The organism is Spiroplasma endosymbiont of Asaphidion curtum (genome assembly GCF_964031085.1).
Classification (GTDB): domain Bacteria; phylum Bacillota_I; class Bacilli_A; order Mycoplasmatales; family Nriv7; genus Nriv7.
In genome coordinates this window covers 859,916-886,193 of record NZ_OZ035001.1, presented here as the reverse complement: position 1 = coordinate 886,193, position 26,278 = coordinate 859,916, and the positions used below count along the sequence as shown (strand labels likewise).

Sequence of the window (26,278 nt, the reverse complement as noted above, 5' to 3'; positions counted from 1 at the left end):
TATTGTATACTCCTTTTTACTTATTATTTAATATATTGACATTTATATATGCAAAGATATTTAAATTAATTAAAAACAAACTGAACAATAAAAATTCCTTTCTCCAAATTTTAATCTGTAATATTCTTGGTTTGGAATTTAATTATAAAATATTTTTCAAATTTTCACTAAAAATAATTTTTCTTGACTGGTCTTCAACATATGTAGATATTACAAGTTTGCCAATTTTTCACATTAAATTTAAAGGTAACAATTAAACTAACTGTTACCTTTCAAGAAAATCTTTTTATTTATTATAACGGTTCAAAACCCTCAGGATAAATATACAACCTAATAAAGAAATATACTCCCTTTCCCTGATCGGTCTTGATCATATTTATAAAAAAACTTGATGCTAATTTATAAATAGCTCCTAAAATCACAGTAGGTATTCCTAAAAAGAAAATGCTATTAAGCGTATTAAAGACATTATTAATCTGATTTAATACTTTCATAATACTACTAACTTGTTCTTTTAATAATAAATTAACAATGTTAGGAGCATAATCACTTAAAAACGGTCAATAATCTTCAACTAATTTCATACCAATATTTTTATCTTGTGGAACAATATCAAAAAGAACAATTAAAAAATCTTTAAATGCCTTTTGAATCATATGAAAGTTTTGTGAATGATTTTTTATTATTTGTTTAAGATTAGACTTGGTACATAACTATAACTAGCTTAATTCAAAATTATATATTCCTGAAATTAAGTTAAATCGTAATCCAAATCTTCTAATCTTATTGCGATAACGATAAACTAGTATTTTAAATCTTTTTAATCTAGCAAAAACATGTTCAATGGCAATTCTAACTTTACTTAAAAAGCTATTATATTCCTTTTTATCTGGATTTAAAGGATTATTTTTACTCTTTTTAATTGGCAATAATAGACTTCTTGCATTACTTATTAAAATAATTACAAATTATTTGTAAATAAAAAATACTATATAGTAATTTCTAACTTTTATTAGGTTAATACTTATGGATTTTATTAAATGTGTAAATTTTGACACAACAAAAAATTATTTTATTATTTAAATTTAATTTTAAATAAATATTTTATGTTATCTATAATTGCAAATTATAAATTGAAGCAATTAAATTAAATCTTAAACTAAATCGTTTTCTACGATTACGATATTTTTCAGTAATAATTTTAAATTTTTTAAGAATAGCAAAAATATTTTCAATAATAATTCTCATTTTTGAAATTAATTTATTATTATGTTTTTGTTCTTTATTTAAAGGGTTTTTCTTTGTTTTTTTCTTAGGTATTAGAACATTACTATGAATTTTTTGTATTCCTTGATAACCATTATCAACTATTAATTTAGTATTTTTTAAAATTGGGATTTTTGATTCTTTAAATAAACAAAAATCATGCTTTTTACCGAGAGAAAAATTTGTTGCAATAATTATTTTGCTTTCTTTTTCAATAATTACTTGTGTTTTAATAGTGTGTTTTTTCTTTTTTCCTGAATAAGATTGTTTTTGTCTTTTTTTGGGCGTTGAATGGGTGTTTCTGTAGCATCAATAATAATTGTTTTATCATTAAAATAATCATTTATTAATGCTTTTTTACCAGCAAGTTGTTGAAAATCAGGATGTTTGATTAAAATATCTTCAATTCACTTGATATTTCGATAACAACTAGCTTCACTAATATCAAAACTTTTACCAAGATGAAAATAAGTACGATATTCTCGTCAATATGATAAAGTCATCAATAATCTATTTTCTAATGATAATTTATTATTTTTACCACCTCTTTTAAACTTTTTTAACTCAGCTTCTTTTAAAATATTTAACATTTTATTAAAAGTACTTTGCTTTATTCCAGTTAATCGTAATAATTCTTTATCATTAATAAAATTAAATTTATCAAATTTCATAATCTTAAATTCCTTATAATTTCTATTTTAAATATATTTTATAGGAATTTTGTTTAATAAATAAGTAATGCAAGAAGTCTAATGTATTTTTATGAACATTTTGCAAACCTTGATATCCTGAATCAGCAATTAATTCTAATTTTGGATTTATAAGTGTATTTGATTTTAAAAATAACTTATAATCATGAATACTGCCATAACAAAAATCTACTGAAATAATTTTATTGTTAAATAAATCAATAATTATTTGCGATTTTAATGAATGTTGCCTTTTCTTACCAGAAAATAATAATTTTAGTTTTTTTTAATTCTTTCAATTGGAATTTCTGTAGCATCAATTGCTAATAAATTATTATTAGTACCCTTATTTTCCAATAATATCTTTTTGCCAGGTATATGAAAGTGACTATTTTTTATTAGAATATTTTCAACTCAAAAGATATTACGAATACAACTAACATGACTAATATTATATTTTTTTGCAATAATACGATATGTACTATATTCTTTTCAATATTCTAAAGTCATAAGTAATCTTTGCTCTATTGATAATTTATTTGGTCTACCACCAATTTGTTTTTGTTTAGCTTCAGCTTCTTTTAAAATTTCTACCATTTTCATGAAAGTTTTATATTTTATGCCTATTAGACTATAAAATTCATTTTCGTCTTTGTATTTATCTAACATTTGTACTTCACCTAGGAAATAATATTATCAAAATAGTAGATAAAATTAAAGGTTATGTACCAAGTCTAATATAAATACGCTAATATTTATCCTTTGTAAATAAAAAATAACTTAAATATAATTTTATTATTTAAATGCCAAATTGTAAAGTTAAGTGCAACTAAATTATTTTTCTAACCAAATATTCGATTGGTGAAAGATAATTTAGTATTTTTCTTGGTCTTTGGTTTAAAGACAATATAAATTTATGAACTGCATTTTTAGTAGTATTTGAAAAATTAAATTTTTTAGGAAATTTTTCTCTAATTAAACCATTAGTATTTTCATTAGTACCTCTTTGTCAAGGCGAATACGCATTAGCAAAATAAATTTTCACATTTAAATTTTTTTCAAGTTGTTGTCAATTAGAAAATTCTTTACCCCTATCAAATGTTATAGTCTTAACAAGATTATTTGGAAGAATTGATAAATAATGGCTAATGTTTTCGTTAACAACTTTAGTAGTTCTATTTTCAACTAACATTGCTAAAGTAAATCTTGATGTTCTTTCAACTAAAGTTATTAAACATGATTTACTTTTACCTCGTGATGATACTACAGTATCACCTTCTCAATGACCAACAGTTATACGATTATTAACATTAATATTTCGTTCTTTAATTGATTTACCATTAAATTTACCGCGATTTTCTTGAGATTTTCGTTTCTTACCTTTTCTTCTTAAATTTTTATTAGTAACTTTTTCAAGTAATCCAGAATAAATTCAATTGTAAATTGTTTTAAAACTAATAATTCATTCTTTATGAAAATTTTTAATTCTGCCATAAATTTGTTCAGGCGATCAACCTAATAGTAATTTTTGTTGTACATATTTTACTAATTCTCTATTTTTAAACTTATGAAAATAAACATGTGATTGTTTTCTGTTTTCTGCTTTATTTTGTGCAATTAATGAAAAATAATGATTACTATCTTTATTTCTATTGACTTCTCGAATAATAGTACTAATACTTCGATTAAGATTTTTAGCTATTTCACTAATTTTTACTTTAAACTTCAATTGATTCTCAATATAAATTCTTTCATATATGCCAAGATGTTTGTAACCCATATAAAAACTCCTTGCTTTGTTTTTTCTAAAATAAACTTAGCATCATGAAATTTTTATATGAGATTTTTTGCAATTTTATTTACTTGCACTTACAAGTATAATTCAGCATATATTATACGAAAATCCTTAAAATCATTAGAAAAATGGCAAAACCGATTAAAAACTGAAAGGTATAGTAAAAGGCGGGCACCATTTTAAAAATTGGAAAAATGGCAGTTGAAAAGTTAACTGTTGCTTTTGCAATGATTGCTAATGGTCGTAAAATCGTAATGATTTGTGAAGCAGCGAGCATTCAGTTTATCATTTTGATGCCAGCATTTTGAATGGCACAGCCAATGTCATTAAAAGTTGGTATTCATCGTCCAGAATATTTGCAATTTGCTGGCGGAATTAAATCATCTCATTCTGAGTTGGTTGAGCCATCAGGTATAAACGCCGTGGAATTTAAGACATTAAAGTCATAAATTTTAAAATTGTAGTTAGAGATATTGCCTTTATGATAAAGCGGAAAAGTCAAGGTAAAAATATTAATACCATAGCGAATATCAATGTCGGTGTTAAGATAATTAATATTATTAGCAGTGTTACTGGCTGACAATTTAATTAGTTTATTGTCATAAGATTTAAGAACATTAAAATCAATTTGATAAATGCTATTGTTGTTTTTAATGGCATTATAATTCTCTTGGTGCGATTTTTTATCAAAAGTAAAGAAATAACTTCTTAGTAATAATTCTGAGTTTCCTATAATATTTACTAAGTATTTTTTGGGATAAAAGGTAATTAATGAACGGTAAAAGAAACCGATTTGAATAAAATAATCCTTCTTATAATTTTCTACACCTTTAAAATCAATTTCTGTATGAGTGTTTTCATCCATATCAAAAGTAGCATAAAATAAACTTGCAAAGAAATTGCCAAGAATTTCGTAGATTTCGTCAAAAACATTTTTGTAATCGCTGTTGTTAATACTAGGTATGTTGTTTTTAAAATAAAGGTAAATGTCATTTTTTAATTCAGGGTCGTATCTCAAAAAACTAAATTTAACATTAAGATAATTTAAGGTACCAAAAAGGTACTTAATTAGGTAATAATCGTTAGTATTTGCCGTATCATATTTTCATATTTCACTTTCACCATGTAATAATTGTAAATAGTTATTACCTGCGATTAAGGTTTTATTAAAAGCTTTAATTTTTAAAACATTCTTATTAATTTCATTCTCACTACTAGAAGTCTTATGATGAAAATAGCTTTCATCTTTAAAACCATGGTTTTTAATGATAAATTCTTTGTAATAACCTTTTTCTAAGGTGTTAATGAAATTAAATATTGGCGTTCAATAGAGATAAGAGTAATTAAATTTATCAAAATCACCACGATGAATCATTAAGTAATCAAGATTATCAACAACATCGTTATAGTTATGGTTGCCATCAAATTTGGTGGTTTTTTCTGGTAAATCAATATCAGTTGATGGTCTTATTTGACCTTCAATTTTTGTTATTAGTTGTGTTCAAGTAGGATTTCTTAATATTGTTACTTTTAGATTAAAGATTTCCTTTTTTTGAATATTACCGTTTTCAATTTCTTCATACTTGATATTAAAGTTGAGTTTTGTAAGTTCATCAATAATATTTTCGTTTTTTGCATGGTAATTATCTATTATGCTATGTATTGTCTTTTCGTTAATTGGAGATATTTTATCAATTTTTATTCAGTTTGGCATATTTATTGGTCATTGTTGTGTATGTATATATAAATCTCATTTTATATCAGTAGTAGGTTTTTTTCATCTATTTTTTACTAAGTAAACAAATCCTTTTTTTAAGTTTAATTCATAAGTTTCTTTGCTTTCTCTTTTATTTCTAATTAGTGATTGTACTGTTGTTTTGTCATTGTTAATGTTTTGGGGAATGGTAAAAATGTTATTGAAACCAATAATTAACACGGTAAATATTTTCATAAACATTTTTACCACTCCTTTTTAAAATATTTTATTTTTCGTTGTTCTTTTAGTTTTGATTTTTTTAATAAGTCACTCAATGCTACAGTTTATAACTACCGCTATTGTAATGCATATATCTAAATATCCTAGTATCATAAGTGAAATTAATGCTTCAAATTTTTCATATAATAATTTCAAATCATTAATTTCCAATTTTAAAAATGGAATGAAAAAGATAATAATCATAAAAATGTAAGGCAAAATTCTCCATCAATATTTTTTTAAAGAATTAATGAGCTTGTTTGATTTCATTTTTCAAGGCTCTTTTTGCTTTAATTTTCTGAATAATAACGCGGATTAATTTTTCAAATTTAATTGCAAAATATATTGCTCCGCCTCATCAGAAAACAAATATTCCCGCGAGCATAATACCACTATTGAACTTGCCAAAGAAATTAATCATTTCTTTACTCATAAAATCATTAAATTCGTCACTTGTTCCGGTTATTCATTTAGTATCGATTACTGTTAATGCACAAATTAATAAGCTTATAAAGATGAAAATGATACTTAATACTATTTTTAATCACTGTTTTTTAAAAGAATTTTTAATTCTTAATTTTAATGGCATTTTTTCTTTTGAATTATCTTTTTTAAATAATTTTCCTAAAAGTTTTTTCATTTTAATTCTTCTTTCATATTTTTTATCGTCCTTTAATCACAATAAATAAAGCAATCAGTACACAAGTTACACCAAGAATGGTAAAAATTGGGTGTTGCGAAAACGTTCGTGCCATTGGTTTAAATAGTTCTAAAATTGTTAAATTGCTAGTAATAAACTTTTGGAAATTGGCAAGCCCTTCGATAATATAGTTCGTTAAAGTTTCAAAATGACTACCAGCTAATAATCCAAGAACAGTTATTAAGATAAAAATAATAATTAGTTTAAACATTGTTACTTACCTTGTTTTGTTTTTATTGGTTTTATTTGTTTTTTAGCTTTTCCTCACGCACTTAAACGCCCCTTATTTTTAACAGCATATTGGCGTTGTTTTTCTAAATTAACTTGTTGACTACCAAATCCAAGAATAATTGCCATAAGAAATTCTACAGCAAGCGTTAAGAATAAAGGAAATATTAGTTGAATATTTGTCCCCGGTACTTCTAAACTTCAAATTAAGTCAAAGACCTTATAAAGCATTTGAGCGAGAAAGTCCGCCATTTTTGCAAGATTTTCCATTTTTTATTGTTCCTTTTCTTTCATTTTTCTTAAAAATTTGCTGAATTTATCCATTTTTAAGTATTCTAAGTCTTCTAAATCAATTGCTGTGTCAGTATAGTATTTGTCTTCATAGTCAGAATTTACTTTTGAATTTAAGTAATCTCTTAAAAACGCCAGGTAAAAAGAATTGTAAGTGTTTAATATTGGTAGAGGAATTTTTAGTTTAAAAAAATAAATATCAAGTTCAGGAATATCACGATATTTAATGCGACGACCCTTTTTGCTATTTTTAGCATCAATTAAGGTGTTTCGTCAGCGTTCATATTCTTCAATGCTCGTAAAGGTGCCATAGATGACTTTTAAGTAGGGGCGAAAAATATTAACGGGTTTTTTACGAATTCCCACAATCACATTATTGGCAATATCACGAACTTTAACTCAAATATGTTTATCTCTTTGGCCGCTAGCAAGCACAATATGACCAAAATGCCGTGCCAGAGCGAAATATTCTTGGATACCGGTTTCCTCGTTTTTGGTATTATTTTTTTCTCAATCAGTACCTTCTAAAAATAAGTTGGTTTCATCTCATAAAAGTAAGGTTTTGTCTGGCAATACCGGATAATCAAAATCTAATAATCCCATATGACCTAAACTTAATTTTTGGGTTTCTAGTAATGGGAAGGTTGATGCGATATGATATTTTTTCTTTTTTAGTAATTTTGATGCATATACTAGAAAAGCAGTTTTTCCAGTTCCTAATGAACCAATAACAATATTTAATGGTGAATTTTTTAAGAAATTAATAACTTTGTTAATTTGTGTTAAATTACCGATTTTAAAAAGAAAAATTAAAATACAACCTGCTAAAAATAAATAGCTTACAATGTTTTTAAAATAACCGTTGTAAATATATCAAATTGCTCCTCAATGTCATAAAATTAAAAATGAGGTGCGATTTAATTCAATAAAATGGTTATTTTTTTCTATTATTCATTTGCAAAATTTCATCTTGCACCTCACTTTATTTTTTTGTTAGCGTACCGCTCCAAGTAATTTTTCAAACATTTTAAAGCAAATAAAGAATATTGCCAAAATAAATGGAAAAATGAAGATTCAGTAGTCAGCAAAGAAGTTACCGACTTGTGGCATATTAACAGCAATAATCTCTCACATTTTAGTAAAAGCCGTTATAATTGCATTTCATAATTTAGTCATCGCGTCACTAGCTGTTATCTTTGTTACTGCTGGTGCTTCTGTTAAGAAAGTTCCAAACATATAATCACCCCCTTTCTTTTTAAAACATTCATCATTTATATTCAAAGTTTTTCTTAAATTTGTTAAAACCACGATTAACCTTAACGCGATTATATTTTTTCCTAATTAATTTTGAATTTCTTTGGGAATGCATCACAATGTAACTTCTTGACATTAATTTTTTCCCTATCTAAATACTGATATGGTTTTCCAAAGTAGCATTAGAATAAATCACACCATAATCGCTGTTAAGAATCAAAAAGCAATGTTTGCTATTAAAAGTCAAAGTGTTTCTTGAGTTAAATCAATTTCTTTACCACCACTAATATGAGCCGGAATAGTTGTAATTTGAATAAATAAATCTCAGAAAGTTTGTTTGATTTGTTCTCAATTAAATTCTTTTAAATTTACCGTCATTTTTTATCTCCCAAAAATCATTTTTATTGGTAAATATATAATTGAAATTAATGCGAAAAGAAAAGTGATGATAATAATTAATCCGGCAATAAACGCAACTTGTGCAGGCATTTTTTCTATCGAAATAAACAGTTCTAAGAATTCCATGATAATTTTTCAAAACATTATTTTTTATCCGCGTTATTTTCTTTTGAATTAGGAGCTTTAACTCATTCCTCAAAGCGGGCAATAAATACTTTTTCGTCTTTCGTGAAATTACCAGTATTATTTTTAATGGCATTTTTATATTTAATTCTAATTTTTATTTTGGCATAAATTTTATAAGCAAAATATGCCAATAGCATGATGCTGATAATAATAAATATTAATCCAATCGCAATATTCATTTTTAAACTCCTTTAAAATAATTATAATTTATATCTTTTTTGTTGTTTTCTTTTTCGGCAATGAAGAATCCTAATAATTCTTGGCCTTTAATTAATTTGGTTTCTTTTTCTTTTTGATTAATTGAGATTACTTGATATTTACTATCTTTTATTATTCCGATGCAAATTGAATTTTCATATTTTCCTTTATAAACAAATCGTTTTGGAAACCAAATACCGATTTGTTCATTAAATCATGGAATTTTTGGTGCTTTAATAAGCATTGCGTTTTGCGTTTCTTTTAAGAGATATTTTTTAGTATTTAAGAAAATGTTTTCAATGTTTTTCATAGTAAATTACCTTTCTTATAGATAAACTAAGTTATATTAACTAAGTTGTTAGTTAACTTAGTTTTTTAAACACTTATATATCGCAGATTTAAGTGTTTAACAAGCTTTGTTAGTAAATTTTGTTTTTTAATTAGATAAAGATTTTAATAATTTTAAACTTAGCATACCCCTATATAGAAATTTCTACACTTTAATGTCCGCACCCTACCCTTGGAACTAATTTAATAGCGTGTATATTTTTAGGAAATCCACCCATTCATTTTTTTATTGCAAAACGAAACAAATTGCTATAGCTAACAGGGTGTTATCTATTAACTGGTAAACTTCTTTTGGTTATGGCGACCACCCACAATTTATCGTGCTTTAATACATACCAACATTATTAATTCACTTGTATTTAATTTTCAAAGAACAAATTTTTAACACCTTATAAAATAAAAAGACAATCATTGCTGATCGCCTTAATACTTATTCAAATCTTTTCCCACCTAACAAAACTTTATGCGCCCAGACTCACTCAATCTTGCTTTTAAACATAAAAAAAGTTATAATGAAAATAACTTATAGTCATGACTGTAAAGAGTTCATAAGTTGAAATACTTATGTCCTGAAAAGGGTGGCCGTAGGGCCCATTTATTTTAAGTTTAGAATTGATTTAACGGTAGATGTTAAAAAACAAAAAAGATTCAAAAAGTCGGTACTCTAAAATAATAACTTTTTAAATGTTGCTAAATAAAATAAAGGAGATTTATGTGACTATTATTTCTACAGAAATAGAACATATTTTTTTACTAGAACATTTTAAAGATTATAATGTAGAGAATTTCGGAGAATATTTAAAACAAATTTACTTGCCACATGAAGACGCATATATTAAATTGCATTCTGGCAAAAAAGGTAGAAAGGTGGAAATAACTTCAAAAAATAATAAAAATATACAAAAAATTTTTGAACAAATTATTTCATTATTAAGTAATAAAAAATGTTTTTTTGCAATGGAATATATTGAAAGTAATAATGAAATTTACTTTTCTATAAAAAAGTATTTGTTTAACAAGAAAAGAATAAGAACAATAAGAATTGATGAAGAACCTTATTCGGGTTTAAAAGATAATCAACTGGAAGAAGAAATGGATCAAGCAGATTTAGCAATTGTAAATACAAGTTATAATAATGCCTAGAAAAAAAAGAATTTTTCACTTTATTTTATATTAAAATGAAAGTGTTTTTAAAATATTAAATTAATTGGTAAGGAAAGAAGGAATGTTAAGATGAAAAAATTATTATCAATTTTAGGAATAACTAATTTTATAGTAATAGGAACAAGTTTAATTACTTCTTGTGGTGATAAATTAACAAAACCAATAGAACAACCAAAACCAATAGAACAACCAAAGCCAATAGAACAACCAAAACCAATAGAACAACCAAAACCAATAGAACAACCAAAGCCAATAGAACAACCAAAACCAATAGAACAACCAAAACCAATAGAACAACCAAAGCCAATAGAACAACCAAAACCAATAGAACAACCAAAGCCAATAGAACAACCAAAACCAATAGAACAACCAAAACCAATAGAACAACCAAAACCAATAGAACAACCAAAAATAGATATTAGTAGTATTGTATCAATTGAGTCACCTAAAAAACTTATTGTTAAAAATCCTAAAAAAGTTACACTACAAGAAATATATAAAAGCCTTTATGATTTATTTTTAAAAAAAATAAAAGAAATAAACAATTCTTTAACAAGCAAAGATTATACGCCTTTTATTTTAGACGGAATAGATATAACTACTAATTCTAACCCCCTTTTAGATTTATCAAATGAAAAACTAAGAATAAAAGTTAAATTAATTGGAAATAATAATACTTTTGGTGAAACAAAACAACTAATAATTGAATTACCTATCGCAACAACAACTTAATTAAAAGTTGTAAATTGCAAATTAACTAAACATCTTTACCTACCTAACAAAACTTTATGCGTCCCTTAAGGAAAAGGGAGAATTAATAAATTAATTCTTGTAATTTTTGAAATGGCGATTTATTTTGTAATGCTGAATGACAGCGTTGGAAGTTGTAATAGTAATAATATTGATTTAATAAATGTTGTAATTCGTTTTGATTTAGTTTTTTATCCTTAACATAAAATAATTTAGTATAATGTTGATGAAACCGCTCAATTTTACCGTTACTTTGTGGTGAACGAATTGGAGTGGTTTCGTGGATAACCCCATTCCTTGAAAGAAAGGCCGTAAAAGGTCTTTCTTTTACTTTGTATGCTTTTTTATTACTTCAATTAGTAGTAGTAAATTCTGGAGCATTATCATTGCGAAGGCGTTTAATGGTTATGCCAAGTTCACTAAAATCTTTCGTTGCTCTTTGTACAGCGTTAATTGCGTTATTGGTCCCTAAACTATCATAAACATAACCAAATACTATGCGTGTTATTTCGTCAATGAAAATCATAAATATAATACTTTTTATTAACCGGGAAATTTGATGTGGTAATTATTTTGGCATCCATTTGTAGAAGACCAATCTCGGAAACTTCATAACGCTTAAAATGGCGTTTTGTTTGTTTGATTTGTTGTTTTAATTCTTTTCAACGAGAGTCAGATTTAATTCAGCGATAAAAAGTTTTAATATTTTTCGGAATTTCTAATTTTTTAATATCGTAAAAACCCATTTTTAAATTATTAAATAAAGACCACATTCCACCAGCTTGAATATTTCTATAATCAAAATATAAATCGCATATTTTTTCACGAGAATTTAAATCATATTGATAACTAATTTTGTTAGGTTTTTTATATTTGAAAATTAAACTATTAAAATCATCATTTTGATAAGCAGTAAGAATTTTATTAGCTCACTGATAAAATGTATTTCGTGTACTGTGAAAATGCTTTTTTACTAATTTATTTAAAGTTATTGGTTCTAAATAAAATTGATTACATAAATTTAAATAACTAGTAACTCGTTTTTTAGTTTTGTGATAATGTTTGTGATTATAAATTGTTCTTATTTCTTTGTTAAAGATAAACAAATTGCCAATGGTTTTAATACTGGTAAAAGTTCTTATCAAATAAATTTTAATGTTTTAAAAGCATATGATAATCAATTATGGAATATTACTAGCAATAAATTGCATTTTTACAATGCCAAAGTTGATGTAATGTATGGAATTAATATTTTTACGCTAACTTTCCCGCTATATAAAAAACAAAATGAAAGCACTGAATATCATTATTCTTTATACGATTTTAACATTTTGAATTCAACAGCTTTTATTGGCGGTGGAATAAGCGGAAATATGAATGATTTAATTCCGACGCCTAACTGTTCTTATTGGGGTTTATTTAGTGCAATATCCTGTGGTATTCAGCACGCTTCTGTTAGTGTGTTGAATTGATTGCTTGGCCTTTCTGGGATTAATCTTTTAATTCGCCCCCTTGCGGATATTGCCAAAACAACAATTAACTTTACCAAAACTGCTTTTCCGGTGTTTGAAGTTATTCCGGCATTTCAGATGTTATTTGAATTTGTAGTACCCTTAGCAATCTTATTAATGATATTAAAAAGTTTTCTTAAATATTGCCATTATTTTTTATAATAGACTTGGTACATAACTATAACATTTTGCACCTACCAAACTATAAAATTCACTTTCATCTTTATATTTATCTAACATTTGTGCTTCATCTAGAAAATAATATTATCAAAATAGTAGATAAAATTAAAGGTTATGTACCAAGTCTAAAGAATAAATATATCATATTATCTGGAGGTTAAGTGATGAATCAAGAACAAGGGTATCTTCATATTTACTGTGGTAAAGGTAAAACTAGTATTTTAAATGGAATGACAATTAGAGCATTAGGAAATGATTGAAATGTAGTATATTTTTGTTTTTTAAAAAATCGTCCCACAGGTGAATTAATATTTTTTGAAAAGCATACTAATTTAACAATTCTTGATTTTTATCATTCATCAAAAAAATTTTTTGAGAAATGAATGATGAAGAAAAACAAGAGTTAAAAGTTGAAACCAGAAAGGGTCTTGAAGTTTTAATGGCAAGTTTAAAAAATTCTAATATTAGACTTCTTGCATTACTTATTTATTAAACAAAATTCCTATAAAATATATTTAAAATAGAAATTATAAGGAATTTAAGATTATGAAATTTGATAAATTTAATTTTATTAATGATAAAGAATTATTACGATTAACTGGAATAAAGCAAAGTACTTTTAATAAAATGTTAAATATTTTAAAAGAAGCTGAGTTAAAAAAGTTTAAAAGAGGTGGTAAAAATAATAAATTATCATTAGAAAATAGATTATTGATGACTTTATCATATTGACGAGAATATCGTACTTATTTTCATCTTGGTAAAAGTTTTGATATTAGTGAAGCTAGTTGTTATCGAAATATCAAGTGAATTGAAGATATTTTAATCAAACATCCTGATTTTCAACAACTTGCTGGTAAAAAAGCATTAATAAATGATTATTTTAATGATAAAACAATTATTATTGATGCTACAGAAACACCCATTTAACGCCCAAAAAAAGACAAAAACAATCTTATTCAGGAAAAAAGAAAAAACACACTATTAAAACACAAGTAATTATTGAAAAAGAAAGCAAAATAATTATTGCAACAAATTTTTCTCTCGGTAAAAAACATGATTTTTGTTTATTTAAAGAATCAAAAATCCCAATTTTAAAAAATACTAAATTAATAGTTGATAATGGTTATCAAGGAATACAAAAAATTCATAGTAATGTTCTAATACCTAAGAAAAAAACAAAGAAAAACCCTTTAAATAAAGAACAAAAACATAATAATAAATTAATTTCAAAAATGAGAATTATTATTGAAAATATTTTTGCTATTCTTAAAAAATTTAAAATTATTACTGAAAAATATCGTAATCGTAGAAAACGATTTAGTTTAAGATTTAATTTAATTGCTTCAATTTATAATTTGCAATTATAGATAACATAAAATATTTATTTAAAATTAAATTTAAATGCTGAATTATACTTGTAAGTGCAAGTAAATAAAATTGCAAAAAATCTCATATAAAAATTTCATGATGCTAAGTTTATTTTAGAAAAAACAAAGCAAGGAGTTTTTATATGGGTTACAAACATCTTGACATATATGAAAGAATTTATATTGAGAATCAATTGAAGTTTAAAGTAAAAATTAGTGAAATAGCTAAAAATCTTAATCGAAGTATTAGTACTATTATTCGAGAAGTCAATAGAAATAAAGATAGTAATCATTATTTTTCATTAATTGCACAAAATAAAGCAGAAAACAGAAAACAATCACATGTTTATTTTCATAAGTTTAAAAATAGAGAATTAGTAAAATATGTACAACAAAAATTACTATTAGGTTGATCGCCTGAACAAATTTATGGCAGAATTAAAAATTTTCATAAAGAATGAATTATTAGTTTTAAAACAATTTACAATTGAATTTATTCTGGATTACTTGAAAAAGTTACTAATAAAAATTTAAGAAGAAAAGGTAAGAAACGAAAATCTCAAGAAAATCGCGGTAAATTTAATGGTAAATCAATTAAAGAACGAAATATTAATGTTAATAATCGTATAACTGTTGGTCATTGAGAAGGTGATACTGTAGTATCATCACGAGGTAAAAGTAAATCATGTTTAATAACTTTAGTTGAAAGAACATCAAGATTTACTTTAGCAATGTTAGTTGAAAATAGAACTACTAAAGTTGTTAACGAAAACATTAGCCATTATTTATCAATTCTTCCAAATAATCTTGTTAAGACTATAACATTTGATAGGGGTAAAGAATTTTCTAATTGACAACAACTTGAAAAAAATTTAAATGTGAAAATTTATTTTGCTAATGCGTATTTGCCTTGACAAAGAGGTACTAATGAAAATACTAATGGTTTAATTAGAGAAAAATTTCCTAAAAAATTTAATTTTTCAAATACTACTAAAAATGCAGTTCATAAATTTATATTGTCTTTAAACCAAAGACCAAGAAAAATACTAAATTATCTTTCACCAATCGAATATTTGGTTAGAAAAATAATTTAGTTGCACTTAACTTTACAATTTGGCAAATAATAAAATAATTTTTTGTTGTGTCAAAATTTACACATTTAATAAAATCCATAAGTATTAACCTAATAAAAGTTAGAAATTACTATATAGTATTTTTTATTTACAAATAATTTGTAATTATTTTAATAAGTAATGCAAGAAGTCTATTGATTTAATTGTCGTTGATGAGATTTTAGGTTGTTTACAAAATAAATTAATTTATGAAGATGAATTAGTGTTAGCATTAGAGAATAAAGCTAAGAATATTGAAGTTGCAGTTTTGGGAAGATATTGTCCAGAAAAATTACAATCAATTGCTGATTTAATTAGTGAGGTAACACCAACAAGACATTATTCAGAAAAGAATATTTGGGCTCGGAAGGGTATTGAGTATTAATGATAAAACAATTATTTTTAGCAACTACTAATGCTAATAAGTTAGAAGAATTTCAAAACATATTAGGGCAAAAATACGATGTAAAGACACTTTTAGACATTAAGCAGTTTCTTGATAGTGAAATTGAAGACATTGAAGAAACAGGAGCGACATTTATTGAAAATGCTTTAATTAAGGCAAGAACTCTAAGCGAACTATTACAAAAACCAGCTTTAGGTGATGATTCTGGATTAGAAATATTAGCATTAGATAATTTCCCAGGAATTTATTCGGCGCGTTGAATCGATACAACTGATGGTTTTATACAAGCGTCTAATGTTATTTTAGAAAAGATGATAAATATTAAATTTCGAGATTGTCGCTATGTTTGTGCTCTTGCTCTTGTTGATGTTACTAAAAATATTGAAAAAGTCTTTGTTGGTTCGTTAAATGGTTTAATTCACAGTGAACGCCAAGGTAATTATGGTTTTGGTTATGATGCCATATTTTATTTACCAGAATATAAAAAAACGCTAGGTGAAATGACAGCACAAGAAAAAAATCAAATATCACATCGTACAATAGCAATACAAAAGATGGTTAATTGAATAAATAAGGAAAATAATAATGAATACTAAAATTAACATTGTTTTATATGAACCAGAAATTGCTGGTAATGTCGGTTCGATTATGCGAACTTGTGTTGCTATTAATGCTAAACTGCATTTAATTGAACCATTAGGGTTCTTTTTAGATGATCGTTTTATTATTCGGTCATCTGCTAACTATTTTGAATTTTTACAATATGAAAGTTATGAAGATTGAAATAGTTTTCTTAGTAAAAATCCTCAGGCTAACTTATTTTTTTCCACAAGATATGGTCAAAAACCACCTAGTGCCATTGATTTTACAAAAAGTGAAACACCAATATATTTAGTATTTGGTAAAGAATCGTCTGGTATTCCAAAAACGATATTACAAGAGCATTTGAATCAATGTTTTCGTTTACCAATGAGTATTAATACTCGTAGTCTTAATGTCGCTAATGTTGTTTGCACTGTAAGTTATGAGGTTTTACGGCAATTAGATTATTTAAATTTATCTTTAAATGAAATTCAGAAAGGTAAAGATTATTTACAAAATTAAAAAAACTGGTAATTCAATTACCAGTTTTTTTGTTTAATTTAATGTATAAAAATCTTTAAAATCATTAATTATAAAGTCACGAACTAGTCGTGTTAAAGTACTACGATTATATGCTGGTTTTTGCTTAAAATCGCTGTTGCTAGTTAACATATCATCAATACCATCAATAGCGTCACCTCATTTATTAATAAATCAGCGATATTCACCGTTTTTAACAAAAAATATTGTGGGAATACCATTTCCAGGGAGATAATCTGGGTCAAAGCCGTTCTTAATGTTTTCGTTGGTTGCTCATAAGTTTTTTTGTGATTTTTTTAATCATTCAAAAGTATTTTTAACTCATTTAGTTTCAAAAAAAGTTTTATTTCAAGTATTATCATTAGCCCCTTTAAAGTCATATTCACTAACAAAAGCATAGCGATTAATTTTTAAATTTTCATCTTTTAAATCCAAAATATCTTTGTCTCAATCTTTTTCTTGCATTCAAAGATTTCATTGTTTTCATAATGTTTGACATCCTGGACAATTTTCTGATCCAATATAGCCAATAAATGTTTCTTTATTTCTAATTTTTAATATTATTTCATCATAATTGCTATTACACGCAGTAACAGATATTATAGGTAATATTGTTAAAATAAAACTGCTTTTAATACTCAATATTTTTTTAAATTGCATTTAATTCACCTCTATAAAAATAAAATCAAAACCATTATAACATAAAGTTATTATTTTCTTGTTATATATATGATAACTAAAATACAGGTATTTAATAGTTAAAATATTTATTAATAATAATTAGGTACGGACGTATAAAGTTTTGTTAGGTGGACAAATATTTGAATAAGTATTAAGACAGTAGACTTCTTGCATTACTTATTTATTAAACAAAATTCCTATAAAATATATTTAAAATAGAAATTATAAGGAATTTAAGATTATGAAATTTGATAAATTTAATTTTATTAATGATAAAGAATTATTACGATTAACTGGAATAAAGCAAAGTACTTTTAATAAAATGTTAAATATTTTAAAAGAAGCTGAGTTAAAAAAGTTTAAAAGAGGTGGTAAAAATAATAAATTATCATTAGAAAATAGATTATTGATGACTTTATCATATTGACGAGAATATCGTACTTATTTTCATCTTGGTAAAAGTTTTGATATTAGTGAAGCTAGTTGTTATCGAAATATCAAGTGAATTGAAGATATTTTAATCAAACATCCTGATTTTCAACAACTTGCTGGTAAAAAAGCATTAATAAATGATTATTTTAATGATAAAACAATTATTATTGATGCTACAGAAACACCCATTCAACGCCCAAAAAAAGACAAAAACAATCTTATTCAGGAAAAAAGAAAAAACACACTATTAAAACACAAGTAATTATTGAAAAAGAAAGCAAAATAATTATTGCAACAAATTTTTCTCTCGGTAAAAAGCATGATTTTTGTTTATTTAAAGAATCAAAAATCCCAATTTTAAAAAATACTAAATTAATAGTTGATAATGGTTATCAAGGAATACAAAAAATTCATAGTAATGTTCTAATACCTAAGAAAAAAACAAAGAAAAACCCTTTAAATAAAGAACAAAAACATAATAATAAATTAATTTCAAAAATGAGAATTATTATTGAAAATATTTTTGCTATTCTTAAAAAATTTAAAATTATTACTGAAAAATATCGTAATCGTAGAAAACGATTTAGTTTAAGATTTAATTTAATTGCTTCAATTTATAATTTGCAATTATAGATAACATAAAATATTTATTTAAAATGCCAAATTGTAAAGTTAAGTGCAACTAAATTATTTTTCTAACCAAATATTCGATTGGTGAAAGATAATTTAGTATTTTTCTTGGTCTTTGGTTTAAAGACAATATAAATTTATGAACTGCATTTTTAGTAGTATTTGAAAAATTAAATTTTTTAGGAAATTTTTCTCTAATTAAACCATTAGTATTTTCATTAGTACCTCTTTGTCAAGGCGAATACGCATTAGCAAAATAAATTTTCACATTTAAATTTTTTTCAAGTTGTTGTCAATTAGAAAATTCTTTACCCCTATCAAATGTTATAGTCTTAACAAGATTATTTGGAAGAATTGATAAATAATGGCTAATGTTTTCGTTAACAACTTTAGTAGTTCTATTTTCAACTAACATTGCTAAAGTAAATCTTGATGTTCTTTCAACTAAAGTTATTAAACATGATTTACTTTTACCTCGTGATGATACTACAGTATCACCTTCTCAATGACCAACAGTTATACGATTATTAACATTAATATTTCGTTCTTTAATTGATTTACCATTAAATTTACCGCGATTTTCTTGAGATTTTCGTTTCTTACCTTTTCTTCTTAAATTTTTATTAGTAACTTTTTCAAGTAATCCAGAATAAATTCAATTGTAAATTGTTTTAAAACTAATAATTCATTCTTTATGAAAATTTTTAATTCTGCCATAAATTTGTTCAGGCGATCAACCTAATAGTAATTTTTGTTGTACATATTTTACTAATTCTCTATTTTTAAACTTATGAAAATAAACATGTGATTGTTTTCTGTTTTCTGCTTTATTTTGTGCAATTAATGAAAAATAATGATTACTATCTTTATTTCTATTGACTTCTCGAATAATAGTACTAATACTTCGATTAAGATTTTTAGCTATTTCACTAATTTTTACTTTAAACTTCAATTGATTCTCAATATAAATTCTTTCATATATGCCAAGATGTTTGTAACCCATATAAAAACTCCTTGCTTTGTTTTTTCTAAAATAAACTTAGCATCATGAAATTTTTATATGAGATTTTTTGCAATTTTATTTACTTGCACTTACAAGTATAATTCAGCTTGCAAAACGAAACAAATTGCTATAGCTAATAGGGTGTTATTTATTAACTGGTAAACTTCTTTTGGTTATGGCGACCACCCACAATTTATCGTGCTTTAATACATACCAACATTATTAATTCACTTGTATTTAATTTTCAAAGAACAAACTTTTAACACCTTATAAAATAAAAAGACAATCATTGCTGACCGCCTTAATACTTATTCAAACATTTACCTACCTAACAAAACTTTATGCGTCCATTAATAATTTTTCATTGCGTAAAAATTCAATAATATGATAAAATGATAACGAATAAAAATGACAATAACAAGAAAGGTATGGTTAGTTTAGTAATTAAATAATATAATTAGCTGATTGTTTTACTTCTTCAAAGCAATACCTAAGAAAACTAAACGCGACCTGGCAGTATTCATGATTATAAGTTATTTTTAAAATCAAATACACTTATAAATCCAAAATTAGAATTAATTGCTGATTCAGGATATCAAGGTTTGCAAAATGTTCATAAAAATACATTATTGCCAATTAAAAAGAGTAAAAATAATCCTTTAAATCCAGATAAAAAGGAATATAATAGCTTTTTAAGTAAAGTTAGAATTGCCATTGAACATGTTTTTGCTAGATTAAAAAGATTTAAAATACTAGTTTATCGTTATCGCAATAAGATTAGAAGATTTGAATTACGATTTAACTTAATTTCAGGAATATATAATTTTGAATTAAGCTAGTTATAGTTATGTACTAAGTCTAATGAAAGAATGGTTAAAAATGTTAAATAGAAATGATTTAAATGGAAACAATGATATTTATGAATTAGGTAAAAAATGATTAGATCAAAATAATAATCGCATTATTACTTTAAAGCAAGATATTAATGCCACAAGGATTTACTATAGTTCATTTTTGGAAATAATGGCACGATTAATATTAATTTTAAGTCAAGTTTTATTTATTGTTACTATTTTTTTAAATGCTATTAATTATGCGAAATGATTTTTAGATTTTAATAGTGAAGTCGCAACAACCATTAGAATGATTATTATTTCCATAATATTTATTTTTTCAACGATTATGGCATTGCTGTCGTCATTATTTTTTATTATTCCATTATTAGTGTGTAAAACTATTGCTAGTATTAAGAGTTGGTCAATTGTATTTATTTTAACTGGTAATATTATTTTTTTTCTTATTTTAGCATTTAGTATTTATTTGAGAAATTATAGTATTGAGACAAATAATAGTATTATTTTAAGTATTGTGGGATTTATTTTATTAATAAGCGGGGCGATATTGTTATTAAGTAAAGTAAAAAATATGTCGCGTGGTTTAGAAAAAGCAATTATTGAAAGTTATTTTCTTTAAATATTGTTTTAAACATTAGACTTCTTGCATAACCTATTAAAATAATAAAAATTTTAAATTTAACCACTTTAAAATAAACATTTTTCTAAAATCTAAAATAATTTTGATAACAATTAACTAGGTTATGCAAGAAGTCTATTAAATTAAAATGTTATAAAAGATGGTGAAAAAGTGGTGAATAAATGAGTTTGAAATTAATAAAAAAACCAACATTAAAAGTTTGATGAAATACTAAACGAGAAATAACGCTTCGGTTATTAATAATTATTAATGTTGTTTTATTTTTGTGCTTAAGTTATTTCATTGGTTTTGGTTGAGGACAAAATTTACAAATTAATAAATTTATTATTGGTTTAATAGCAGATAGAAAATTTTTAAAAAATTCATATTATTTAGGACTAAGTAGTATTGGTTTGACAGCAGTTTTAACATTAATTACGCTTATCGTAATGTTAAAAGTTAAAGAAGAAAATTTTTTGAAAATATGAGTCATTATAATTGCTGTTTTATGAATAATTTATTTTTTAGTAATTTTTACTATTAGTTTATTAAATAGTTATTGACCACAATGATTATTAAGTAGTTTTATTATTTTTAATTTAAATTTTCTTATTTTAGAAGTTAGTATTATTTGTTTATGTAAGGAAATAAAATATCAAAAAATTTTAAAGTTATCTTTTGATTATAAAAATGATAATAAAATTGGAGTAAAATAATGATAAAAAAAGTTGAAAAATCACAAAAGAAAAAAAATTTAATTAAATACTGAAAGATTAGTAATAATCTTTACTTAAAATTATCAATTTCTTTTTCAATTTTAATTATTCTTAGTATTATTGGTTTTACTATTTTTAAATCTTATGATTGGTCATTTGAATATAATCCTTATAATAAAGATTGGATTAATTTTTCAAAAGATATTGATAATATTTTTTTATCTGGCAAAGAACATAAATTTTTTGTTGCTGAAAAATCTCGCGAACAAAATTTTTTAACAAAAGATTTAGCAAATTCAATTGTTAAAGAATTTAATGAACAACCATTAGTTAATAATTTATCGTCATTTAATTATAATTTAAGAAAAGAATTCCTAGATAAGTTAAATATTAAAAAAGATGGTTTAAAGTTTCTTTATGAAGCAAAGGAAATTAAGTATCTTAAATTTTTGCCAATTAGACATAACATGAATAGTTATGGTGTCGTTAATCTTAGTCATAGTAATTATTGGTATAATTTAAAAATTGATTATTTATATCAATTAGTTATATATACCGATGACGATGTTAAACCAACAATTTTAAATAAAAGACCTTTATTTAGTTATGAGATAAATAATGTTGATATGAAAACATTAATTCAAAAACATGTTGAAAATTTCCCTAGTTTTTTTAGTTTAAATAATTTTATAAATAATCATTTTCTTGAAATCTGTAATTATGATATTAATTATATTTATCAAGATTTTCAAAATCAACTTGAATTTAAGGTATACTATAATATACAATATATTAGTAGTTTAAAGCAGTTAGATAGTTTTAACTTTAATAAACAAAATTTATTGTATATTAAACTAAGAAACTTACAAATTAATTTATCGAAAACAAATATTAATTTTAATATTAAGGAATTGCCTAAATATGAAGGAAGAAAAGTAGGTGATAATAGTCCTAGTCTACGACCAACCTTTTTAGGAACAATATTATTAACTGTTAATGGTCAGCAATTAGAAGTAAAATTAAAGTTTCAACCACAAGAAATTATTATTTTTGAATCTGAGGATGATAATGTTGAGAATTTAAAAATTAGTAAAGGAGAATTTAAATAATGATGTCAAAAGAAAAAAATTATTTAGTTTCAGTGAACAATTCCCAGATTTTGATAAACTAGAACAAGAATATAATTCTTCTCCCACAATTGAGAAATTAAATGAATTAGATGAACAACGATTTCAATATGTTAATCCGCTCCAAAATAGTTTGTTACAACGAAAAATGTATTGAGATTCGAAATTGGAAAGAGTAGCTCGGATTTTAATTATTTTGTCACAAATTTGTTTAGTAGTTATTTCGTATTTTTTTGGTCGCGATATTCTTGGACAATCAATTTTATTATTAGCTGATCAATTAGATTTTCAATTTATTACAGATTTAGAAGTATCATTTGATAAAACAATCGGAATAATTTTTTTAACTTTGTCGACATTATATTCATTAGACTTCTTGCATTACTTATTAAAATAATTACAAATTATTTGTAAATAAAAAATACTATATAGTAATTTCTAACTTTTATTAGGTTAATACTTATGGATTTTATTAAATAGACTTCTTGCATTACTTATTAAAATAATTACAAATTATTTGTAAATAAAAAATACTATATAGTAATTTCTAACTTTTATTAGGTTAATACTTATGGATTTTATTAAATGTGTAAATTTTGACACAACAAAAAATTATTTTATTATTTAAATTTAATTTTGCCAAATTGTAAAGTTAAGTGCAACTAAATTATTTTTCTAACCAAATATTCGATTGGTGAAAGATAATTTAGTATTTTTCTTGGTCTTTGGTTTAAAGACAATATAAATTTATGAACTGCATTTTTAGTAGTATTTGAAAAATTAAATTTTTTAGGAAATTTTTCTCTAATTAAACCATTAGTATTTTCATTAGTACCTCTTTGTCAAGGCGAATACGCATTAGCAAAATAAATTTTCACATTTAAATTTTTTTCAAGTTGTTGTCAATTAGAAAATTCTTTACCCCTATCAAATGTTATAGTCTTAACAAGATTATTTGGAAGAATTGATAAATAATGGCTAATGTTTTCGTTAACAACTTTAGTAGTTCTATTTTCAACTAACATTGCTAAAGTAAATCTTGATGTTCTTTCAACTAAAGTTATTAAACATGATTTACTTTTACCTCGTGATGATACTACAGTATCACCTTCTCAATGACCAACAGTTATACGATTATTAACATTAATATTTCGTTCTTTAATTGATTTACCATTAAATTTACCGCGATTTTCTTGAGATTTTCGTTTCTTACCTTTTCTTCTTAAATTTTTATTAGTAACTTTTTCAAGTAATCCAGAATAAATTCAATTGTAAATTGTTTTAAAACTAATAATTCATTCTTTATGAAAATTTTTAATTCTGCCATAAATTTGTTCAGGCGATCAACCTAATAGTAATTTTTGTTGTACATATTTTACTAATTCTCTATTTTTAAACTTATGAAAATAAACATGTGATTGTTTTCTGTTTTCTGCTTTATTTTGTGCAATTAATGAAAAATAATGATTACTATCTTTATTTGTAATGTACCACAGACTTATGACAAACACAAGAGATTTTTTAAAAAAGGGACAAAAAATTATAAAATAATGCGAGAAATTTTCAAAAATAGTTTACAATTAAATTCCAAGGTAAAAAGACTGTAAATTAAATTTTGGAGAAAGGAAAAGGTGTTATTAATTTTATTAATTAGCTGAATTATACTTGTAAGTGCAAGTAAATAAAATTGCAAAAAATCTCATATAAAAATTTCATGATGCTAAGTTTATTTTAGAAAAAACAAAGCAAGGAGTTTTTATATGGGTTACAAACATCTTGGCATATATGAAAGAATTTATATTGAGAATCAATTGAAGTTTAAAGTAAAAATTAGTGAAATAGCTAAAAATCTTAATCGAAGTATTAGTACTATTATTCGAGAAGTCAATAGAAATAAAGATAGTAATCATTATTTTTCATTAATTGCACAAAATAAAGCAGAAAACAGAAAACAATCACATGTTTATTTTCATAAGTTTAAAAATAGAGAATTAGTAAAATATGTACAACAAAAATTACTATTAGGTTGATCGCCTGAACAAATTTATGGCAGAATTAAAAATTTTCATAAAGAATGAATTATTAGTTTTAAAACAATTTACAATTGAATTTATTCTGGATTACTTGAAAAAGTTACTAATAAAAATTTAAGAAGAAAAGGTAAGAAACGAAAATCTCAAGAAAATCGCGGTAAATTTAATGGTAAATCAATTAAAGAACGAAATATTAATGTTAATAATCGTATAACTGTTGGTCATTGAGAAGGTGATACTGTAGTATCATCACGAGGTAAAAGTAAATCATGTTTAATAACTTTAGTTGAAAGAACATCAAGATTTACTTTAGCAATGTTAGTTGAAAATAGAACTACTAAAGTTGTTAACGAAAACATTAGCCATTATTTATCAATTCTTCCAAATAATCTTGTTAAGACTATAACATTTGATAGGGGTAAAGAATTTTCTAATTGACAACAACTTGAAAAAAATTTAAATGTGAAAATTTATTTTGCTAATGCGTATTCGCCTTGACAAAGAGGTACTAATGAAAATACTAATGGTTTAATTAGAGAAAAATTTCCTAAAAAATTTAATTTTTCAAATACTACTAAAAATGCAGTTCATAAATTTATATTGTCTTTAAACCAAAGACCAAGAAAAATACTAAATTATCTTTCACCAATCGAATATTTGGTTAGAAAAATAATTTAGTTGCACTTAACTTTACAATTTGGCAATTAGTAAAAATTCACGAAAGGGATTTGATTAATATGAAAAAATTACTAGGAATCTTAGGAACAATAACAATAGCAGGGAGCGGAATGGCGGGACTTGTTGGAAACGCTCCAGCTCCAGCAAAAAATGAAATTAATTATCAAAAGGCTGATAATTTAGAAAATTTAAATAGAAATAAAAGAGAAAATTACAATAAGCCAATAATAATTGATAGTTATCAATTAAAAGATTCGGGAGTTTGATTTGAAACATATTGATATTGATTTGGTTATTGCAGACTACATTTTAGTCATAATGAAATTGAAAGCCTTATTGAAGGTGGGCATTCAATAACTGAACTAGCTCAACAAATTGCAGAAGCATTCCCTCCACTAGCACCAGTAGCGGTTATAATTGCTGGATGAGTAACATTAAATTTATGAGGATTAAATTCTTATGATTATGGAAATGGTGCGTGGGTAGCATTTCATCTATTACAGCCTGAAATACCCCTTGGATTTGGAAGTAATTAAGAAAGGCATTCTCGGAATTATTTTT

Annotated in this window: 37 protein-coding genes; 17 read left to right on the top strand and 20 right to left on the bottom strand. The window is 24.3% G+C overall.

Annotated elements, in window-relative coordinates:
* Positions 1-293 precede the first annotated feature (293 nt).
* The 15 genes from AAHJ00_RS05260 to AAHJ00_RS05195 form a co-directional block, all read right to left on the bottom strand.
* On the bottom strand, positions 294-656 hold the full coding sequence (locus tag AAHJ00_RS05260; RefSeq protein WP_342223680.1) for a hypothetical protein: 363 nt from the start codon (positions 654-656) through the stop codon (positions 294-296).
* Between the two features lie 63 nt (positions 657-719).
* A complete protein-coding gene (locus tag AAHJ00_RS05255; protein ID WP_342223679.1) occupies positions 720-929 on the bottom strand; it encodes a transposase family protein in 210 nt (69 codons plus the stop codon).
* A 184-nt stretch (positions 930-1,113) separates the two neighbouring features.
* Positions 1,114-1,937 (bottom strand): IS5 family transposase gene (locus AAHJ00_RS05250; protein ID WP_342223477.1). Its coding sequence is split into 2 segments (ribosomal slippage): positions 1,114-1,541 and positions 1,541-1,937, totalling 825 coding nucleotides; the frame shifts between segments, so codons are not numbered across the junction.
* A gap of 22 nt (positions 1,938-1,959) precedes the next feature.
* Positions 1,960-2,172: a hypothetical protein gene (locus AAHJ00_RS07955; RefSeq protein ID WP_425288891.1), complete on the bottom strand. Its 213-nt coding sequence runs from the start codon at positions 2,170-2,172 to the stop codon at positions 1,960-1,962.
* A gap of 59 nt (positions 2,173-2,231) precedes the next feature.
* On the bottom strand, positions 2,232-2,624 hold the full coding sequence (locus AAHJ00_RS05245; protein ID WP_342223678.1) for a transposase family protein: 393 nt from the start codon (positions 2,622-2,624) through the stop codon (positions 2,232-2,234).
* A gap of 160 nt (positions 2,625-2,784) precedes the next feature.
* Positions 2,785-3,735 carry an IS30 family transposase gene (locus tag AAHJ00_RS05240; protein WP_342223478.1) on the bottom strand — a complete coding sequence of 317 codons (951 nt, stop codon included), beginning with the start codon at positions 3,733-3,735 and terminating at the stop codon, positions 2,785-2,787.
* A gap of 112 nt (positions 3,736-3,847) precedes the next feature.
* On the bottom strand, positions 3,848-5,707 hold the full coding sequence (locus AAHJ00_RS05235; protein ID WP_342223677.1) for a hypothetical protein: 1,860 nt from the start codon (positions 5,705-5,707) through the stop codon (positions 3,848-3,850).
* Between the two features lie 265 nt (positions 5,708-5,972).
* The gene (locus AAHJ00_RS05230) at positions 5,973-6,365 is read right to left on the bottom strand and encodes a hypothetical protein (protein WP_342223676.1); all 393 of its coding nucleotides are present in this window, start codon (positions 6,363-6,365) and stop codon (positions 5,973-5,975) included.
* Positions 6,366-6,387: 22 nt separating this feature from the next.
* A complete protein-coding gene (locus tag AAHJ00_RS05225; RefSeq protein ID WP_342223675.1) occupies positions 6,388-6,636 on the bottom strand; it encodes a hypothetical protein in 249 nt (82 codons plus the stop codon).
* Between the two features lie 2 nt (positions 6,637-6,638).
* Positions 6,639-6,923 (bottom strand): hypothetical protein, encoded by a 285-nt coding sequence (locus tag AAHJ00_RS05220; RefSeq protein WP_342223674.1) that lies wholly within the window; start codon positions 6,921-6,923, stop codon positions 6,639-6,641.
* A 3-nt stretch (positions 6,924-6,926) separates the two neighbouring features.
* The gene (locus AAHJ00_RS05215) at positions 6,927-7,913 is read right to left on the bottom strand and encodes a hypothetical protein (RefSeq protein ID WP_342223673.1); all 987 of its coding nucleotides are present in this window, start codon (positions 7,911-7,913) and stop codon (positions 6,927-6,929) included.
* Positions 7,914-7,937: 24 nt separating this feature from the next.
* Positions 7,938-8,180 carry a hypothetical protein gene (locus AAHJ00_RS05210; RefSeq protein ID WP_342223672.1) on the bottom strand — a complete coding sequence of 81 codons (243 nt, stop codon included), beginning with the start codon at positions 8,178-8,180 and terminating at the stop codon, positions 7,938-7,940.
* 165 nt (positions 8,181-8,345) lie between these two features.
* On the bottom strand, positions 8,346-8,576 hold the full coding sequence (locus AAHJ00_RS05205) for a hypothetical protein (protein WP_339024264.1): 231 nt from the start codon (positions 8,574-8,576) through the stop codon (positions 8,346-8,348).
* 164 nt (positions 8,577-8,740) lie between these two features.
* Complete coding sequence (locus AAHJ00_RS05200; protein ID WP_215825907.1) at positions 8,741-8,962, bottom strand: hypothetical protein; 222 nt, start codon at positions 8,960-8,962, stop codon at positions 8,741-8,743.
* Between the two features lie 2 nt (positions 8,963-8,964).
* Positions 8,965-9,291, bottom strand: a complete 327-nt coding sequence (locus AAHJ00_RS05195; RefSeq protein ID WP_338967894.1) for a hypothetical protein — start codon at positions 9,289-9,291, stop codon at positions 8,965-8,967.
* A gap of 752 nt (positions 9,292-10,043) precedes the next feature.
* Here AAHJ00_RS05195 and AAHJ00_RS05190 point away from each other — a divergent pair.
* Together AAHJ00_RS05190 and AAHJ00_RS05185 are read left to right on the top strand one after the other, a co-directional pair.
* Positions 10,044-10,472, top strand: coding sequence for a hypothetical protein (locus AAHJ00_RS05190; RefSeq protein WP_342223671.1), 429 nt, complete (start codon positions 10,044-10,046; stop codon positions 10,470-10,472).
* 90 nt (positions 10,473-10,562) lie between these two features.
* A complete protein-coding gene (locus AAHJ00_RS05185) occupies positions 10,563-11,225 on the top strand; it encodes a hypothetical protein (RefSeq protein WP_342223670.1) in 663 nt (220 codons plus the stop codon).
* Between the two features lie 82 nt (positions 11,226-11,307).
* Here the strand turns inward: AAHJ00_RS05185 and AAHJ00_RS05180 are convergent, their stop codons facing one another.
* Positions 11,308-11,769, bottom strand: a complete 462-nt coding sequence (locus tag AAHJ00_RS05180) for an integrase core domain-containing protein (RefSeq protein WP_342223669.1) — start codon at positions 11,767-11,769, stop codon at positions 11,308-11,310.
* Positions 11,717-12,349, bottom strand: a complete 633-nt coding sequence (locus tag AAHJ00_RS05175) for a hypothetical protein (protein WP_342223668.1) — start codon at positions 12,347-12,349, stop codon at positions 11,717-11,719. Before AAHJ00_RS05175 ends, AAHJ00_RS05180 begins: the two co-directional genes overlap by 53 nt.
* Between AAHJ00_RS05175 and AAHJ00_RS05170 the strand changes: the two genes are divergently transcribed.
* The 7 genes from AAHJ00_RS05170 to AAHJ00_RS05140 all read left to right on the top strand — a co-directional run bounded on the left by AAHJ00_RS05170 (position 12,302) and on the right by AAHJ00_RS05140 (position 16,926).
* Positions 12,302-12,916: a hypothetical protein gene (locus tag AAHJ00_RS05170; protein ID WP_342223667.1), complete on the top strand. Its 615-nt coding sequence runs from the start codon at positions 12,302-12,304 to the stop codon at positions 12,914-12,916. The two genes, AAHJ00_RS05175 and AAHJ00_RS05170, sit on opposite strands and share 48 nt — an antisense overlap.
* A 182-nt stretch (positions 12,917-13,098) precedes the next feature.
* A complete protein-coding gene (locus tag AAHJ00_RS05165) occupies positions 13,099-13,341 on the top strand; it encodes a cob(I)yrinic acid a,c-diamide adenosyltransferase (RefSeq protein ID WP_342223666.1) in 243 nt (80 codons plus the stop codon).
* A gap of 139 nt (positions 13,342-13,480) precedes the next feature.
* Positions 13,481-14,304 (top strand): IS5 family transposase gene (locus AAHJ00_RS05160; RefSeq protein WP_342223665.1). Its coding sequence is split into 2 segments (ribosomal slippage): positions 13,481-13,862 and positions 13,862-14,304, totalling 825 coding nucleotides; the frame shifts between segments, so codons are not numbered across the junction.
* Between the two features lie 143 nt (positions 14,305-14,447).
* Positions 14,448-15,398 carry an IS30 family transposase gene (locus tag AAHJ00_RS05155; protein ID WP_342223664.1) on the top strand — a complete coding sequence of 317 codons (951 nt, stop codon included), beginning with the start codon at positions 14,448-14,450 and terminating at the stop codon, positions 15,396-15,398.
* Positions 15,399-15,570: 172 nt separating this feature from the next.
* Positions 15,571-15,801, top strand: a complete 231-nt coding sequence (locus AAHJ00_RS05150) for a cob(I)yrinic acid a,c-diamide adenosyltransferase (RefSeq protein WP_342224615.1) — start codon at positions 15,571-15,573, stop codon at positions 15,799-15,801.
* Positions 15,774-16,418, top strand: coding sequence for an RdgB/HAM1 family non-canonical purine NTP pyrophosphatase (gene rdgB, locus AAHJ00_RS05145; protein ID WP_342223663.1), 645 nt, complete (start codon positions 15,774-15,776; stop codon positions 16,416-16,418). Before AAHJ00_RS05150 ends, rdgB begins: the two co-directional genes overlap by 28 nt.
* Positions 16,408-16,926, top strand: a complete 519-nt coding sequence (locus tag AAHJ00_RS05140) for a tRNA (cytidine(34)-2'-O)-methyltransferase (protein WP_342223662.1) — start codon at positions 16,408-16,410, stop codon at positions 16,924-16,926. Before rdgB ends, AAHJ00_RS05140 begins: the two co-directional genes overlap by 11 nt.
* Before the next feature lie 33 nt (positions 16,927-16,959).
* On the opposite strand, the gene AAHJ00_RS05135 is transcribed toward AAHJ00_RS05140, so the two are convergent.
* Positions 16,960-17,409 (bottom strand): hypothetical protein, encoded by a 450-nt coding sequence (locus tag AAHJ00_RS05135; protein WP_342223661.1) that lies wholly within the window; start codon positions 17,407-17,409, stop codon positions 16,960-16,962.
* Positions 17,410-17,866: 457 nt separating this feature from the next.
* Between AAHJ00_RS05135 and AAHJ00_RS05130 the strand changes: the two genes are divergently transcribed.
* A protein-coding gene (locus AAHJ00_RS05130; protein WP_342223477.1) for an IS5 family transposase occupies positions 17,867-18,690 on the top strand; the annotation gives its coding sequence in 2 pieces (ribosomal slippage) (positions 17,867-18,263 and positions 18,263-18,690; 825 coding nt in all).
* Between the two features lie 49 nt (positions 18,691-18,739).
* Here the strand turns inward: AAHJ00_RS05130 and AAHJ00_RS05125 are convergent.
* The gene (locus AAHJ00_RS05125; RefSeq protein WP_342223478.1) at positions 18,740-19,690 is read right to left on the bottom strand and encodes an IS30 family transposase; all 951 of its coding nucleotides are present in this window, start codon (positions 19,688-19,690) and stop codon (positions 18,740-18,742) included.
* A gap of 518 nt (positions 19,691-20,208) precedes the next feature.
* On the opposite strand from AAHJ00_RS05125, the gene AAHJ00_RS05120 reads away from it, so the two are divergent.
* The 5 genes from AAHJ00_RS05120 to AAHJ00_RS05100 all read left to right on the top strand — a co-directional run bounded on the left by AAHJ00_RS05120 (position 20,209) and on the right by AAHJ00_RS05100 (position 23,403).
* Positions 20,209-20,529, top strand: a complete 321-nt coding sequence (locus AAHJ00_RS05120) for a transposase family protein (RefSeq protein ID WP_342224614.1) — start codon at positions 20,209-20,211, stop codon at positions 20,527-20,529.
* A 22-nt stretch (positions 20,530-20,551) separates the two neighbouring features.
* Entirely contained in the window at positions 20,552-21,163 is a 612-nt protein-coding gene (locus tag AAHJ00_RS05115; RefSeq protein ID WP_342223660.1) for a hypothetical protein, read from the top strand.
* A 182-nt stretch (positions 21,164-21,345) separates the two neighbouring features.
* Positions 21,346-21,879, top strand: coding sequence for a hypothetical protein (locus tag AAHJ00_RS05110; protein WP_342223659.1), 534 nt, complete (start codon positions 21,346-21,348; stop codon positions 21,877-21,879).
* A complete protein-coding gene (locus AAHJ00_RS05105; protein ID WP_342223658.1) occupies positions 21,879-22,988 on the top strand; it encodes a hypothetical protein in 1,110 nt (369 codons plus the stop codon). The genes AAHJ00_RS05110 and AAHJ00_RS05105 overlap by 1 nt, the downstream gene beginning before the upstream one ends.
* Positions 22,989-23,172: 184 nt before the next feature.
* A complete protein-coding gene (locus tag AAHJ00_RS05100) occupies positions 23,173-23,403 on the top strand; it encodes a hypothetical protein (protein WP_342223657.1) in 231 nt (76 codons plus the stop codon).
* 265 nt (positions 23,404-23,668) lie between these two features.
* Here the strand turns inward: AAHJ00_RS05100 and AAHJ00_RS05095 are convergent, their stop codons facing one another.
* On the bottom strand, positions 23,669-24,517 hold the full coding sequence (locus AAHJ00_RS05095) for an IS30 family transposase (protein ID WP_342223656.1): 849 nt from the start codon (positions 24,515-24,517) through the stop codon (positions 23,669-23,671).
* A gap of 249 nt (positions 24,518-24,766) precedes the next feature.
* Between AAHJ00_RS05095 and AAHJ00_RS05090 the strand changes: the two genes are divergently transcribed.
* A complete protein-coding gene (locus tag AAHJ00_RS05090; protein ID WP_342223478.1) occupies positions 24,767-25,717 on the top strand; it encodes an IS30 family transposase in 951 nt (316 codons plus the stop codon).
* Positions 25,718-25,776: 59 nt separating this feature from the next.
* Positions 25,777-26,253: a hypothetical protein gene (locus tag AAHJ00_RS05085; RefSeq protein ID WP_342223655.1), complete on the top strand. Its 477-nt coding sequence runs from the start codon at positions 25,777-25,779 to the stop codon at positions 26,251-26,253.
* Positions 26,254-26,278: the final 25 nt, after the last annotated feature.